The organism is Rhodococcus sp. NPDC057014 (assembly GCF_042673295.1).
Taxonomy (GTDB): domain Bacteria; phylum Actinomycetota; class Actinomycetes; order Mycobacteriales; family Mycobacteriaceae; genus Rhodococcus_F.
Genome location: NZ_JBHUSF010000070.1, coordinates 20,044 through 33,717, shown reverse-complemented (window position 1 = coordinate 33,717; position 13,674 = coordinate 20,044). Strand labels below are relative to the sequence as shown.

11 protein-coding genes are annotated in these 13,674 nt (G+C 69.5%); 8 read left to right on the top strand and 3 right to left on the bottom strand.

Features of this window, described 5'->3' with window-relative positions; translation table 11 throughout:
- The coding region (locus ACFTZB_RS16460; RefSeq protein ID WP_378432965.1) for a bifunctional o-acetylhomoserine/o-acetylserine sulfhydrylase at positions 1-1,113 on the top strand (1,113 nt) is incomplete at its 5' end.
- Between the two features lie 37 nt (positions 1,114-1,150).
- On the opposite strand, the gene ACFTZB_RS16455 is transcribed toward ACFTZB_RS16460, so the two are convergent.
- Positions 1,151-2,329, bottom strand: a complete 1,179-nt coding sequence (locus ACFTZB_RS16455) for a hydroxylase (protein WP_378432963.1) — start codon at positions 2,327-2,329, stop codon at positions 1,151-1,153.
- Positions 2,330-2,496: 167 nt separating this feature from the next.
- Between ACFTZB_RS16455 and ACFTZB_RS16450 the strand changes: the two genes are divergently transcribed.
- Complete coding sequence (locus ACFTZB_RS16450) at positions 2,497-3,759, top strand: Nramp family divalent metal transporter (protein WP_378432962.1); 1,263 nt, start codon at positions 2,497-2,499, stop codon at positions 3,757-3,759.
- Here ACFTZB_RS16450 and ACFTZB_RS16445 read toward each other — a convergent pair whose 3' ends face one another.
- The gene (locus ACFTZB_RS16445; protein WP_378432961.1) at positions 3,760-6,051 is read right to left on the bottom strand and encodes a serine/threonine-protein kinase; all 2,292 of its coding nucleotides are present in this window, start codon (positions 6,049-6,051) and stop codon (positions 3,760-3,762) included.
- A 23-nt stretch (positions 6,052-6,074) separates the two neighbouring features.
- A complete protein-coding gene (locus ACFTZB_RS16440) occupies positions 6,075-6,770 on the bottom strand; it encodes a TetR/AcrR family transcriptional regulator (protein WP_378432960.1) in 696 nt (231 codons plus the stop codon).
- A gap of 103 nt (positions 6,771-6,873) precedes the next feature.
- Between ACFTZB_RS16440 and ACFTZB_RS16435 the strand changes: the two genes are divergently transcribed.
- From ACFTZB_RS16435 to ACFTZB_RS16410, 6 genes are read left to right on the top strand one after another with little or no spacing between them, the layout of a single operon-like run.
- Positions 6,874-8,058: a lipid-transfer protein gene (locus ACFTZB_RS16435; protein WP_378432959.1), complete on the top strand. Its 1,185-nt coding sequence runs from the start codon at positions 6,874-6,876 to the stop codon at positions 8,056-8,058.
- Between the two features lie 48 nt (positions 8,059-8,106).
- Positions 8,107-8,538, top strand: a complete 432-nt coding sequence (locus ACFTZB_RS16430; RefSeq protein WP_378432957.1) for an SRPBCC family protein — start codon at positions 8,107-8,109, stop codon at positions 8,536-8,538.
- Positions 8,539-8,545: 7 nt separating this feature from the next.
- Positions 8,546-9,421 (top strand): MaoC/PaaZ C-terminal domain-containing protein, encoded by an 876-nt coding sequence (locus ACFTZB_RS16425; RefSeq protein WP_378432956.1) that lies wholly within the window; start codon positions 8,546-8,548, stop codon positions 9,419-9,421.
- 10 nt (positions 9,422-9,431) lie between these two features.
- Positions 9,432-10,301, top strand: coding sequence for an SDR family oxidoreductase (locus ACFTZB_RS16420; protein ID WP_378432955.1), 870 nt, complete (start codon positions 9,432-9,434; stop codon positions 10,299-10,301).
- Between the two features lie 11 nt (positions 10,302-10,312).
- Positions 10,313-12,526, top strand: a complete 2,214-nt coding sequence (locus tag ACFTZB_RS16415) for an acyl-CoA dehydrogenase (RefSeq protein WP_378432954.1) — start codon at positions 10,313-10,315, stop codon at positions 12,524-12,526.
- A complete protein-coding gene (locus ACFTZB_RS16410; RefSeq protein WP_378432952.1) occupies positions 12,523-13,665 on the top strand; it encodes a CaiB/BaiF CoA transferase family protein in 1,143 nt (380 codons plus the stop codon). Before ACFTZB_RS16415 ends, ACFTZB_RS16410 begins: the two co-directional genes overlap by 4 nt.
- The last annotated feature ends 9 nt before the right edge of the window (positions 13,666-13,674 follow it).

Genomic DNA, 13,674 nt, shown 5'->3' with positions numbered 1-13,674 from the left:
CGCATCATGAACCCCACCCAGGACGCGGTCGAACAGCGCATCGCCGCCCTCGAAGGCGGCGTCGCCGCCCTGCTGCTGTCGTCCGGGCAGGCCGCGGAAACCTTTGCGGTGCTGAACCTCGCCGAGGCAGGCGACCACATCGTCTCCAGCCCGTACCTGTACGGGGGCACGTACAACCTCTTCCACTACACGCTGCCCAAGCTCGGCATCGAGGTCTCGTTCGTCGAAGACCCGGACGACCTCGAGCAGTGGCGCAGCGCCGTCCGCCCGAACACGAAGGCGTTCTACGGTGAGACGATCGCCAACCCGAAGAACCACGTCCTGGACATCCCGGGAATCTCGAAGGTGGTCCACGACAACGGGATCCCGCTGATCGTCGACAACACGGTGGCCACACCGTATCTGCTGCAGCCGCTGAAGCACGGGGCGGACATCGTGGTGCACTCGGCCACCAAGTACCTCGGCGGTCACGGCACGGCGATCGCAGGTGTCATCGTCGACGGCGGCACATTCGACTGGACCCAGGGCAGGCACGGCGGCTTCACCACCCCGGACCCGAGCTACCACGGCGTCGTGTTCGCGGACCTCGGCGCCCCGGCCTACGCGCTGAAGGCGCGCGTGCAGTTGCTGCGCGACCTCGGTTCCGCGGTCGCCCCGTTCAACGCATTCCTCATCGCCCAGGGCATCGAGACCCTCAGCCTGCGGGTGGAGCGGCACGTCGCCAACGCGCAGAAGGTCGCCGAGTTCCTCGAGGCGCGCACGGAGGTCACGTCCGTGGCGTACGCGGGTCTGCCGTCCTCGCCATGGCACGAGCGTGCACGGCAGCTCACCCCGAAGGGTCCGGGTGCGATCGTGACGTTCGAACTGGCAGGCGGGGTCGATGCCGGCAAGAAGTTCGTCAACGCGCTCACCCTGCACAGCCACGTCGCGAACATCGGCGACGTGCGCTCGCTGGTGATCCACCCGGCGTCGACGACGCACTCGCAGCTCACCCCGGAGGAGCAGCTCGCGGCCGGTGTGACGCCCGGACTGGTTCGCCTCGCCGTCGGCATCGAGGGGATCGACGACATCCTCGCCGACCTCGAGACCGGATTCGCCGCGGCCGCAGTCTGATCCGATGCCGGGAGGCCGAGATCCGGCCTCCCGGCGTCTAGATCATCGCGCGCATCATGCCCTGCGGTTCGCCGCCGAGCTGGGTGAGCGCGCTCGCATGGTTGGTGGGTCCGGGCACGTGGACGGCGTGAGCGAGACCGGCGTGCGCGTCCCGCCAGAACCGTTGCATCGGCGTCTTGTAGTGCAGCGCGCCGCCGCCGGCGCGCGCGAAGATCTCGTCGACGGCACGCACCGCACGCCAGGCCGCGGCGATCTGGGTGCGGCGTCCGATCGCACGCTCCTCGAACGTGACCTCCTTGCCTGCGTCGACCTTGTCGTAGAACCGGTCGGCGGTCTCGATGAGGGAGACCCGGGACGCGTTGATCTCGGCGGCGGATTCCCCTATCGCACTGAGGACGTACGGGTCCTCCTTGATCTTCTGGCCCGTGATGGCGACGCGGTTCTTCTGCACCGCGATGTGGCAGGCCAGCGCGCCCTCGGTGATGCCGATGACGGCGGCGGTGATGCCGAGCGGGAACATGCAGGAGTAGGGCATGTTGAACAGTGGTTCGGGCCTGCCCGCCTCCTTCTGCGCCCGCCCGTCCATCACCTTCGACGCGCTCAACGTCCGGTAGCCCGGGACGAACGCACCGTCGACGATCAGGTCCTTGCTTCCGGTTCCGCGCAGGCCGATGACGTCCCACGTGTCCTCGACGATCCGATAGTCGGTGCGCGGCAGGATCACGTGCAGCGACGACGGCGGCAGCGCGATGCCGCCCTCGCCGTCGCCGACCATCGCCCCGAGGAACGCCCATTGGCAGTGGTCGGTTCCCGACGAGAACGACCATCGCCCCTTCAGGACGTATCCGCCGTCGACCGGTGTCGCGACGCCCATGGGCGCGTACGGCGACGCCATCCACGTGTCGTTGTCCTCGCCCCAGATCTCCTCCTGCACCCGCGGGTCGGCGAACGCCAGCTCCCACGGGTGCACGCCGACGATCCCGGCGACCCACCCGCTCGCACCGTCGAGTGCGGCGATTCCCATCACGGTCTCGGCGAATTCGCGAGGGTGCACCTCGAGGCCGCCGTACAGCTTGGGCTGCAGCAACCGGATCGCCCCGGAGTCGCGCAGGAGGCCGGCGGCGGTGTCGGTGAGCCGGCAGTCGGCCTCCGACCGGACGGCCTGCCCGCGAATCTCCTCGGCGACGGCTTCGATTCTGTCGAGAACCTGACCCATCGGGACTCCTCTTCCGCCGTGGCTAGAACACGTTCTAGTCAATATTGCCCCGGCGTGCCGATTCCGAGTCGATCCACGTTCCGCGCTTGAAAGTTCGATGCACCTAAATCTATAGTGCGGAGATACGAATCAGCAGGTAGATCCCCGCGACCACGATCAGGAGCTCCGTGAGCATCGAGGCCCCCAGCCCTCTCCTCCCGCGCCGCAGGCCCCGCAAGGGCAGTCTCCGGACGGTCGCGCTCCTCGGACCTGCCTTCGTGGCGGCCATCGCGTACGTCGACCCCGGCAACGTCGCCGCCAACCTCACCGCGGGCGCGAAGTACGGGTACCTGCTCGTCTGGGTCCTCGTGCTCGCCAATGCCATGGCCGTGCTGGTGCAGTACCTGTCCGCCAAGCTCGGCCTCGTCACCGGCAAATCGCTGCCCGAGATGCTGGGCACGCGTCTGCGGACCGGCAACCGCCGTGCGTTCTGGTTGCAGGCGGAAGCGATGGCGATCGCCACCGATGTGGCCGAGGTCATCGGCGGCGCGATCGCGCTCAACCTCCTGTTCGGCGTCCCCCTGTTCGTCGGCGGTCTCATCACGGGCGTCGTGTCGATGGGCATCCTGTCGATCCAGAGCCGTCGCGGTCAGCGAACGTTCGAGTTCGTCGTGATCGGGCTCCTCACGATCATCACCGTCGGGTTCCTCACCGGCCTCGCGTTCACCGACGTGTCGGGCCCGGACGCACTCGCCGGTCTCGTTCCGCGGTTCGAAGGGACCGAGACGGTACTGCTCGCCGCAAGCATGCTCGGCGCCACCGTGATGCCGCACGCGATCTACCTCCACAGCGCTCTCGCCCGCGACCGGCACGGGAACGACCTCGAAGGCCCCCGCCTCGCGCGACTGCTGCGGGTGACGAAGTGGGACGTGGTCGGGGCGCTGATCGTGGCGGGCGCGGTGAACATCGGCATGCTGCTGCTCGCCGCGTCGGCCCTGCGCGGCATTCCCGGCACCGATTCGATCGACGGCGCGCACGCCGCCATCCAGAACTCGCTCGGCCCCACGGTCGCGGTCATCTTCGCCGTCGGCCTGCTGGCGTCCGGCCTGGCCTCGACGTCGATCGGCTGCGCGGCCGGCTCCGAGATCATGTACGGACTGCTGTCGATGCGCATCCCGCTGCTGCTGCGACGGGTGGTCACCCTCATCCCCGCGCTGGTCGTGCTGGCTGCCGGCGTCGACCCCACGTTCGCGCTCGTCCTCAGTCAGGTGGTCCTCAGCCTGTGCATCCCGTTCGCGGTGATCCCGCTCGTGCGGATGACGTCGGACCGCGACCTGATGGGTGTCCACCGCAACGCGACGGCCACCACGGTCGCCGCGTGGGTGGCGGCGTCGCTGATCGTCGTGCTCAACGTGTCGCTACTGTGGCTGACGTTCACGGGGTCGAACTGATCACTCGTGCCGCGGCGCTCCGGACACGACGCGCTGCAGGGCCTGCAGGTCCTCCGACAGCATCCGGAACATCCAGTAGGCGCCCAGGAACGCGACGACGCTGCCGACGCACAGGACGCGGAGCGCGACGATGACGCGGGGCATGTCCTCCGGGGGAATGAACGTGGCACCCGCGACCCCGAGCAGCGGCACGGCGGCGGCCGCGGCGAGGAAGAACGTGCTGCGCCGCCCCAGCCGTCCCAGCATCCGGGCGTCCGAGGCGCTGATCTCGCCGTGTCGCAGGAAGACCGGGTAGAGGCAGCGCACGGCGTAGAAGTTCACGAAGAAGAACGGGTAGACCACGGCGATCGCCCCGCAGACCAGCTGGGACGCGGTGAAGTGGACGACGGTGTTCCACGGAACCTCACTGCCGCTCACCTCCAGTGTGATCGGCACGATGATGCCGGTGACCACCCACAGCCCGAGGCACAGCAGGGCGCACCGCTGCCCGAGCAGCAGGGTGTCCTTGCGGGCGCGGGCGAGTTGAGCGCCGGAATACACCCGCCCCCGCCGCAGACCGGCCGCCACCACCGTCAGGTAGATCACCATCGACACGGTGCCCGCGGTCCCGATGAGGAATGCGATCGTGTAGTCGATCCGGGTGATCCGCACGAAGTTCTCCTGCGCGCCGGGCGGCAGCTTGCTGATGATCAGGGCGCTGTTGTGGTGGTAGCTGTAGAGGATGGCCAGAAAGTTGGGAACGGCGATGGCCAGGAACATGATCGGGTGCGTCCACCGGCGCATCCGCAGGCGCCAGCTCCCCGGCGGCGGGTCGACCAGATCGCGGGCGTGCGCGTCGAGGCAGACGTCGAGTTGCTGGGCGAGTTCGGCGCCGGAGGAGTACCGGTCCTTCGGGTCCGGCGCCAGCGATTTCAGCAGCACGCGCCGCAACGCGTTCGGGCAGTCGGCGGGCAGTTCGCCTGCGGCCGGTTCGTCGTGCCCCCGGCGCCGGGCGAGCATCGCGTCGAGGGTGGTGCGGTCGCCGGGCGGGCGGGAGTGCAACTCGGCGTCACTGTCGTCGAAAGGTCTTGCGCCGGTCAGCAACTCCCACAGGACGACGGCGAGCGAGTACAGGTCGCTGCGGGTGTCGAGGTCGGCGGGGGTGCCGGGCCGGGCCGGGTGGATCGCCTCGAGCTGCTCCGGGGACATGTAGGCGAGCGAGCCGCCGAAGTAGGCGACCGGGCTGGCACCGGCGAGGTTGCCGCTGAAACTGATGTTGAAGTCGGCGAGCTTCGGGGCGCCCTCCGCCGTCAGCAGCACGTTGGCCGGCTTGACGTCGCGGTGCAGCACGCCGTGCGCGCCCGCGTAGTCGAGCGCCTGCGCCAGCCTCCGGCCGAGCCAGGCCACCGTCTCGGGCCACGTCAGCGTCGCGATCTCCTGGCGCACAGGAGATTCGCTGGGCCGGATCTCGCCCCTGCCGACCAGGGCGCGGTCGATCGCGTCCAGCAGCACGGCGCCGCTGCGCGCCTCCGGCGGCGTCTCCCGCACCCGCCCGACCACGTCGAGCAGCGTTCCCCCCGGCACGTACTGCATGTACAGCAGGCGCAGGTCGCGGCCCGCGAGAAGTCGCTGATCGAAGACCCGGACGATGTAGTCGTGGTCGAACTGGGCCAGGGTCTGCGGTTCGGTGCCGTGATCCTCGGAGATCTTCACCGCGACCATCCTCTGCAGCGACCGCTGCCGGGCGAGGAACACCCGCGCGAACGCGCCCCGGCCGAGGAGGGTCACGAGGTCGAAGTCGTCGATTCGCCTGCCGACCTCGAGATCGTCGAGCGCGCCGGCGTTCCCCGCGGACACCGTCGACGCCTGCTCCCCGCGGTGGAGCAGGGTGCTCTGGTATTCGCCGGTGCCGAGCAGTTCTTCGAGTTCGCCCGCCTGCGCCGGAAAGCTCAGCGTGTACTCGTTCGCCTCGACCGACTCGCCGCTGCGCCGCCGGATGTGGAATTCCTCGTACAGCAGGTCCGGTGGCAGCGGCCACCGTCGTAGTTCGGGCAGTTCCTCGCAGTATTGCGCCAGCCGTTTCGGGTGGTCGCCGCGCAGCCAGCGCTTCTCCAGGTCGACCTTGATCAGTTCGATGAGCGTGACCCGGCGAAGGGCCGGGGACGCGGGCAGGTAGGCGACCAGATCGGGCGCGGACGACGAGGACTCCCAGGCACTGGCGAAGCGCGCGACGGCGTCGCCGACCGCCGTGTCCGACACCCAGGCCTGCTCGGAAGCGGCCGGTGAACCTCGCCGGGAGGGCATGGAAGCCATGGTAGCTGGCCACACCCGTCCGACTACTGCAGTTCCGACACCGGGGTCGACGGGTCGATGGTGACGCCGATCCGCGTCAGATTGCCGTGCAGCACTTGCCAGATCGACACCTCGAGGAACTCGGCGAGGTCGTCGCTGCCGAGCGCCGACTGGGGGTTGCTCAGCCACCGGTTGACGCTGGCGTCGACCAGTCCCACCAACCCGAACGCCAGCGACTCGGCCAGGTCGGAGTTGCCGGCGACCGCGTCGAGGACCGTCGCGAGCAGGCCCGACAGCTGGAGCGCGATCGCGGTCTTCGTGCCCGTCACCACGCGCGAGCCGGTGGTGCGCCTGCTCGGCGATCCGGTGCCGAGGAACTGGTGGAGTCGCGGGTATTCCACGATCCACCGCAGGTACGTCTCGACCGCGCGGGCGATCGCCTCGCCGACGGTCCCCTCGGGGGTCAACGTGGGTGCGAGGTCCGCCATCAGTCGTTCGATGATGCGGCCGCGCAACTGCTCGTCGAGGTCGCCGCGATCGGTGAAGATCCGGTAGACCACCGACCGCGGCACGTCGGCGCGGTTCGCGATCTGCTGGACGCCCACGTCGGGGCCGTCCTCGTTGATGGCCTCCATCGCGGCGTCGAGAATCCGGCTGCGGCGTTCCGCCTTGTGGTCCTCCCAGCGCGTGGCGCGGCCGTCACCCTGGGGCGACGCGGCGGTTTCCACTTTGTCCGGCATCGCTCATACGTTACCCATCCGACTGTTGACTGGACAGGACGTCTCACATACTTTGGTGAGACAGGGTGTCACACACACATTTTTCCGGACTCAGGGAGCCGCAATGGGTAACAGGGTGTTCGTCGTCGGCGTCGGGATGACGAAATTCGAGAAACCGGGTGCACGCGAGTGGGACTACCCCGACATGGCGCGGGAGGCGGGCGGCCGCGCGCTCGAGGACGCGGGCGTCGAATACGGCCTCGTGGAGCAGGCGTACGTCGGCTACGTGTACGGCGAATCGACGTCCGGGCAGCGGGCCGTCTACGAACTCGGCCTCACCGGCATCCCCATCGTCAACGTCAACAACAACTGTTCGACGGGATCGACCGCGCTCTTCCTCGCCACCCAGGCGGTCCGCAGCGGTCAGGTCGACTGCGCGCTCGCGCTGGGCTTCGAGAAGATGCAGGCCGGTTCGCTCGGGTCCACGTACGACGACCGGGAACAGCCGATGATGCGTCACCTCCTCGCGCTCGCCGAACTGCAGGAGTTCGCGATGCCGCCCGCCCCGTACATGTTCGGGGCCGCAGGCAAGGAGCACATGGAACGGTTCGGGACCACGGCGGAACAGTTCGCCAGGATCGGCGTGAAGAACCACCGCCACTCACAGAACAACCCGTACGCCCAGTTCCAGGACGAATACACGCTCGACGAGATCCTCGGCTCGAAGCAGATCTACGGGCCGCTCACCAAACTGCAGTGCTCCCCCACCTCGGACGGCTCCGGCGCCGTCGTCGTGGTGAGCGAGAAGTTCGTCGACGAGCACGACCTCGCCGCGCAGGCCGTGGAGATCGTCGGCCAGTCCATGGTCACCGACCTCCCGAGCACGTTCGAGGACCGCAGCGCGATCAGCCTGGTCGGCGCCGACATGACCCGCACGGCCGCGGCCCGGGTGTACGAACAGGCAGGCATCGGCCCGGACGACATCGACGTCATCGAACTCCACGACTGCTTCTCCACCAACGAACTGCTGACGTACGAGGCGCTCGGCCTGTGCGGCGAGGGCGAGGGCGGCAAACTCGTCGACAACGACGACACCACGTACGGCGGCCGCTGGGTGGTCAACCCGTCCGGCGGCCTCATCTCCAAGGGACACCCGCTCGGCGCCACCGGACTCGCCCAGTGCAGCGAACTCACCTGGCAACTCCGGGGCACGGCCGACAAGCGGCAGGTCGACGGCGCCGCGGTCGCACTGCAACACAACATCGGCCTCGGCGGCGCCGTCGTGGTCACCGCCTACCGCGCACTCTGACACTTCCTCTTCCACAGTCCCTTTCACCTCGAGCACCAGGAGAACATCATGGCTTCCGTTTCCGTCGCAGCGTCCCTTCCCGCCTCCCCCGACAAGGCATGGGACGCATTGTCCGACCTGTCCCGCTGGGAGGAGTGGCTCACCATCCACCAGTCCTGGAAGAGCGAGATCCCCACCGAGGTGGCACTCGGATCGAAGTTCACCGAGGTCGTCTCCGTGATGGGCATGGCCAACAAGATCGAGTGGACCGTCACCGAGGTGCAGGTGCCCGAGATGGTGAAGATCTCCGGCACCGGGATGGCCGGCGTGACCGTCGAATTCACCCTGAAGGTCGAAGCGGACGGCGCCGCATCCACGGCGATCATCGACGCGAGTTTCACCGGCACCATGATCGTCGGCCCCATCGGCAAGGCCGTCGCCAAGAACGCCAAGGCAGATCTGGAGGCGTCCCTCGCGGGGTTCGCCGACATGGTGGGCTGATCCGCGCATGACCACCCCCACAGTCGAATTCGACACGAGCGGCCTCGGAGAGTGGACCGATCCGCAACGGTTCGAGGTCACCGCCGAGCGCATCGCCGACTACGCCGCGGCCACCAACGATCCCATCGACCGCCACCTCGCGGGCGAGGTCGCTCCCCCGGTGTTCGCCGTGGTCCCCGCGTTCACGTCGATGGCGCCGGCCGCACTGTCCGTCGCCCCGGTCGAACTGCTCATGAAACTCGTGCACGGCGAGCAGGATTTCCATTTCCACCGCCCGATCCGGCCCGGCGACAACCTCGTGGTTCGTGCGAAGCCGATCGGTTTCGAGGGTCGCGCAAACGGATCCACCGTCGTCGTCTACGTCGAAACCGTCACGGACGACGGCGAACTGGTCAACGAGCAGTGGATGACCGCGTTCTTCCGGAAGGTCGACGCGGGAGCAGGCCTCGGCGAACAGGCGCCCGCACACCGATTCGACGAGACCCTCCGCGGGCAGGCACCCGCCGCGTCGATCACCCAGCACATCGACGAGGACCAGACATTCCGGTACTCGCCCGCCTCCGGCGACCCGATGCCGATCCACCTCGACGACGAGATCGCCCGGATGTCCGGTCTTCCCGGAATCATCAACCACGGCCTGTGCACCATGGCGTTCACGTCGTGGGCGGCGCTCACCGAACTCGCCGACGGCAGGGTCGAACGCCTCCGCCGTCTCGCGGTGCGGTTCGCGAAACCCGTACTGCCCGGACAGGACATCGCCACGCAGTTCCGGCAGGTCGCCGAATCCACCGGCGGGGCGGTGTCGTACGCCTACGAGACCGCCGTCGGCGACGAACTCGTCATCAAGGACGGCCTCGCCGTCATCGCGGACACAGAAACCTAGGAGTACGCACATGGGAACACTCGACGGACGGGTTGCCGTCGTCACCGGCGCCGGACGCGGAATCGGCCGGGAGCACGCACTGCTCTTCGCACGTGAGGGCGCTGCCGTGGTCGTCAACGACCTCGGCGGCGCCAACGACGGCACCGGTGCGGACGCCGGCCCGGCGCAGCAGGTGGTCGACGAGATCGTCGCCGCGGGCGGCAGGGCGGTCGCGAACACCGACGACGTCGCGTCCTGGGACGGCGCCGAAGCGCTCGTGAGCCAGGCCGTGAGCGAGTTCGGCCGGCTCGACGTCCTCGTCAACAACGCGGGCATCCTGCGGGACGCGTTCATCGCGGGCATGACCGAAAGTCAGTGGGACGCCGTCATCGCCGTGCACCTCAAGGGCCACGCCGCGACGCTGCACCATGCGGCCGCGTACTGGAAGGCACGCACCAAGGCGGGCGACACCGTGAACGCGTCCGTGATCAACACCGCGTCGGCGTCCGGCACGTTCATGCCCAACGCCGGTCAGGGCAACTACGGCGCCGCGAAGGCCGGTATCGCCGCACTCACCCTGGTCGCCGCGGACGAACTCGAGCGCTACGGCGTACGGGTCAACGCGATCGCCCCGATCGCCCGCACCCGGCTCACACTGGCCACCCCCGGTATGGGCGCGCTGTTCGCCGAGGAGGTGCCGGAGGGCGAGTTCGACGCGTTCAGCCCCGCCAACATTTCCCCGCTCGTCGCCCGGCTCGCCGACGCGAACTGCAAGATCACCGGCAAGGTGTTCGCCGTGCAGGGCGGGGCCATCTCCGAACTCGCCGGCTGGCACGACGTCACGACCATCGAGAGCGACGGCCCGTGGACCGTCGCCGACCTCGCCGACCGACTCGGCTGAAGGGCTCCGACATGGCCAAGAACACGTACGAGCTCGGGCTCGGGCTGACCGAGGAGCATCGGGCCCTCGCCGACTCGGTCCGCTCCTTCGCCGAACGCACCATCACCTCCGATCACGTCCGGTCCGCGGTCGAGTCCACGAGCGAGGACAAGTTCCCGCCGTTCTGGGATGCGCTGGCCGGCCAGGATCTGCTGGGTCTGCACGTCGCGGAGGACAAGGGCGGTCACGGCGCCGGGCTCCTCACACTGGCGGTGGCGCTCGAGGCACTGGGGCGCACGGTCGCTCCGGGCCCGTTCGTCCCGACCGCGTTGTCCGCCGCCCTCGTGGCGGCCGCGGATTCCAAGGTCGGCATCGAACTGCTCCCCGGTCTCCTCGACGGATCACGCACCGCCGCAGTCGCGCTGGGCCGCCCGCTCGACGCGGCGGCGCACGACGGCGGATACCGCGTCACCGGTGTCGCGGACGCCGTCCTCGGCGGCGAACACGCCGACACCCTGCTGCTCCCGATCGCCGTCGGCGACGACGTCCGCTGGGCCGTCGTCGATTCCGCGGACGTCACCGTCACGGTGCAGGACGGCATCGACGTGCTCCGCGGCTCGGCACGGATCACCGCCGACGACGTCCGGGTGGGCACCGACCGGATCCTCGACGGGCTCACCGAGCAGCGCGTCCGGTCCGTCGCCACCGTCGTCCTCGGCGCGGAGGCGATCGGCGTGATGTCCTGGTGCGTGTCCACCGCGTCGGAGTACGCGAAGACCCGCGTGCAGTTCGGGCGCCCGATCGGCCAGTTCCAGGGCGTCAAACACAAGTGCGCACACATGGGCATCGCGCTGGAGAAGGCGCGCGCGGTGCTGTGGGACGCCGCGTCCGCCCTCGACAACGACGACGACACCGCCGATTTCGCCGCGGACATCGCCGCAGTCGTCGTCCCGGACGCCGTGGTGCAGTGCGCGCAGGACTGCATCCAGGTCCACGGCGGAATCGGATTCACCTGGGAGCACGACGCGCACCTGTACTACCGCCGCGCACTGGCGATCCGGGGGCTCCTCGGCACCCGAGAGGAGCGTGCGGGCCGCGTCGCCGACCAGTCGCTCGCCGGCACGGCCCGCACGTCCGAACTGGAACTGCCGGCCGAGGCCGAGACGATCCGCGCCGAGGTGCGGGCGGCACTCGCCCCGCTGGTCGGCCTCGACGAGGACGACCAGTTGATCGCGCTCGGCGACGGCGGCTGGGTGCAGCCGCATCTGCCAAAGCCGTACGGGCGCAGCGCGTCCCCGCTCGAGCAGATCGTCATCGCGCAGGAGATCACGGCGGCGGGCATCCCGATGCCGCAGTTGCTGATGGGCGGCTGGGCGGTGCAGGCTGTCGTCGCCCACGGCACGGACGCGCAGAAACGGGATCTCGCCGTCCCCACCCTGCGGGGAGACCTGGTGTGGTGCCAGCTGTTCAGCGAGCCGGGCGCCGGTTCCGACCTCGCGTCGCTGACGACGAAGGCCGAGAAGGTCGACGGCGGCTGGAAGGTGACCGGTCAGAAGATCTGGACCACGGTCGCGCAGTTCTCCGACTGGGCCATGCTGATCGCCCGCACCGACCCGTCCAAGCCGAAACACGAGGGCATCACGTACTTCGTGCTGGACATGTCGACGCCGGGCGTGACCGTCCGGCCGCTGCGCGAGATGACCGGGTCGGCCCTGTTCAACGAGGTCTTCCTCGACGACGTGTTCATCCCCGACGAGAACGTGGTCGGGAACGTGAACGACGGCTGGAACGTGGCGCGCACGACCCTCGCGGGCGAGCGGGTGGCGCTGAGCCAGAAGATGGAGGCCTACGCCACCGACAGGGATCTGCTGCAGTTCGCCCGCGGCCGGGACCTCGGCCCGCTGGGCCGGTTCCGCGTCGGTGAACTGGTTGCGGAGAGCCAGGCCATCGACCTGATCGGCTCCCGCATCGTGCTGAAGCAACTGTCGGGGACCGACGTGAGCACCACGTCGAGCGTCGGCAAGCTGCTGGGCATGGGGCTCGGACAGTCGATCGCGGAGTTCGTCGTCGCCGAACTCGGTATCGCCGGCGCCGTGAGCATTCCGGGTGAGCCGAGCGACAAGGCGATGGAGCAGTTGATCGCCGGCCGCGCCACCACCATCTACGGCGGCACCACCGAGGTGCAGCTCAACGTGATCGGCGAACGGATGCTCGGACTGCCCCGCGACGTGCAGGGGGTGTCGTGACCGGCGGGCCGCTGAGCGGGCTGACCGTCGTCGAGATCGCGAGTCTCGCGCCCGCGCCGTTCGGGTGCATGATCCTCGCCGATCTCGGTGCGGACGTGATCCGGGTGGAACGGGCCGGCGACGGCGGCACCGGGTTGATGGCGCCGTCGGGGGTGCTCGACCGCGGGCGACGGTCGATCGCGGTGAACCTGCGCACCCCGGAGGGACTCGAGGCGGTGCTGCGACTCGTCGACGACGCCGACATCCTCGTCGAGGGATTCCGTCCCGGCGTCGCGGAACGCCTCGGCATCGGTCCCGACGACTGCCTGGCCCGCAACCCCGCCCTGATCTACGGGCGGATGACGGGCTGGGGCCAGGACGGTCCGCTCGCACCGCGGGCCGGGCACGACATCAACTCCATCGCGCTCGCGGGCGCGCTCGACCCGATCGGGCGCGCCGGCGAGCGGCCGGTGCCGCCGCTGAACCTGTTGGGCGACTTCGGCGGTGGGGGTCTGATGTTGACGATGGGAATCCTGGCCGCGCTGCACGAGCGCACGCGGTCGGGCCGCGGTCAGGTGGTGGACGTGTCCATGGTCGACGGCGCCGCGCTGCTGACGGCGTTCGTTCACGGGATGAACGCCGCCGGGCTGTGGCAGGACGGTCGCGGGCAGAACGTCCTCGACGGGGCCGCCGCGTTCTACGACACCTACGCATGCGCCGACGGCCTGCACGTGGCGGTCGGTTGCGTCGAACCGCACTTCTACGGCGAACTCCTCGACGTGCTCGGGTTGTCGGGCGAGGAGCTGCCGTTGCAGTACGACCTCGATGCGGCGCCGGAACTGAAGGCGCGGCTCGCGGAGATGTTCGCGACCCGCCCGCGGGACGAATGGGCGGCGCTGTTCGCCGATTCCGACGCGTGCGTGTCGCCGGTCCTCTCGCCGTGGGAGGCGCACGAGCATCCCCACAACACGGAGCGAGAGACGTTCGTCGAGGTGGGCGGCATCCGCCAGCCCGCGCCGGCGCCGCGCTTCAGCCGCACCCCGGCGCCGGTTCCCCGTCCCGCCCCGCGGCCGGGGCAGGACACGGACGCGATCCTCGCGCGAGCCGGCTACGACGCGGCCGCCATCGGGAAACTGCGCTCGGCGGGCGCCGTCGAATAGGCGACGGGG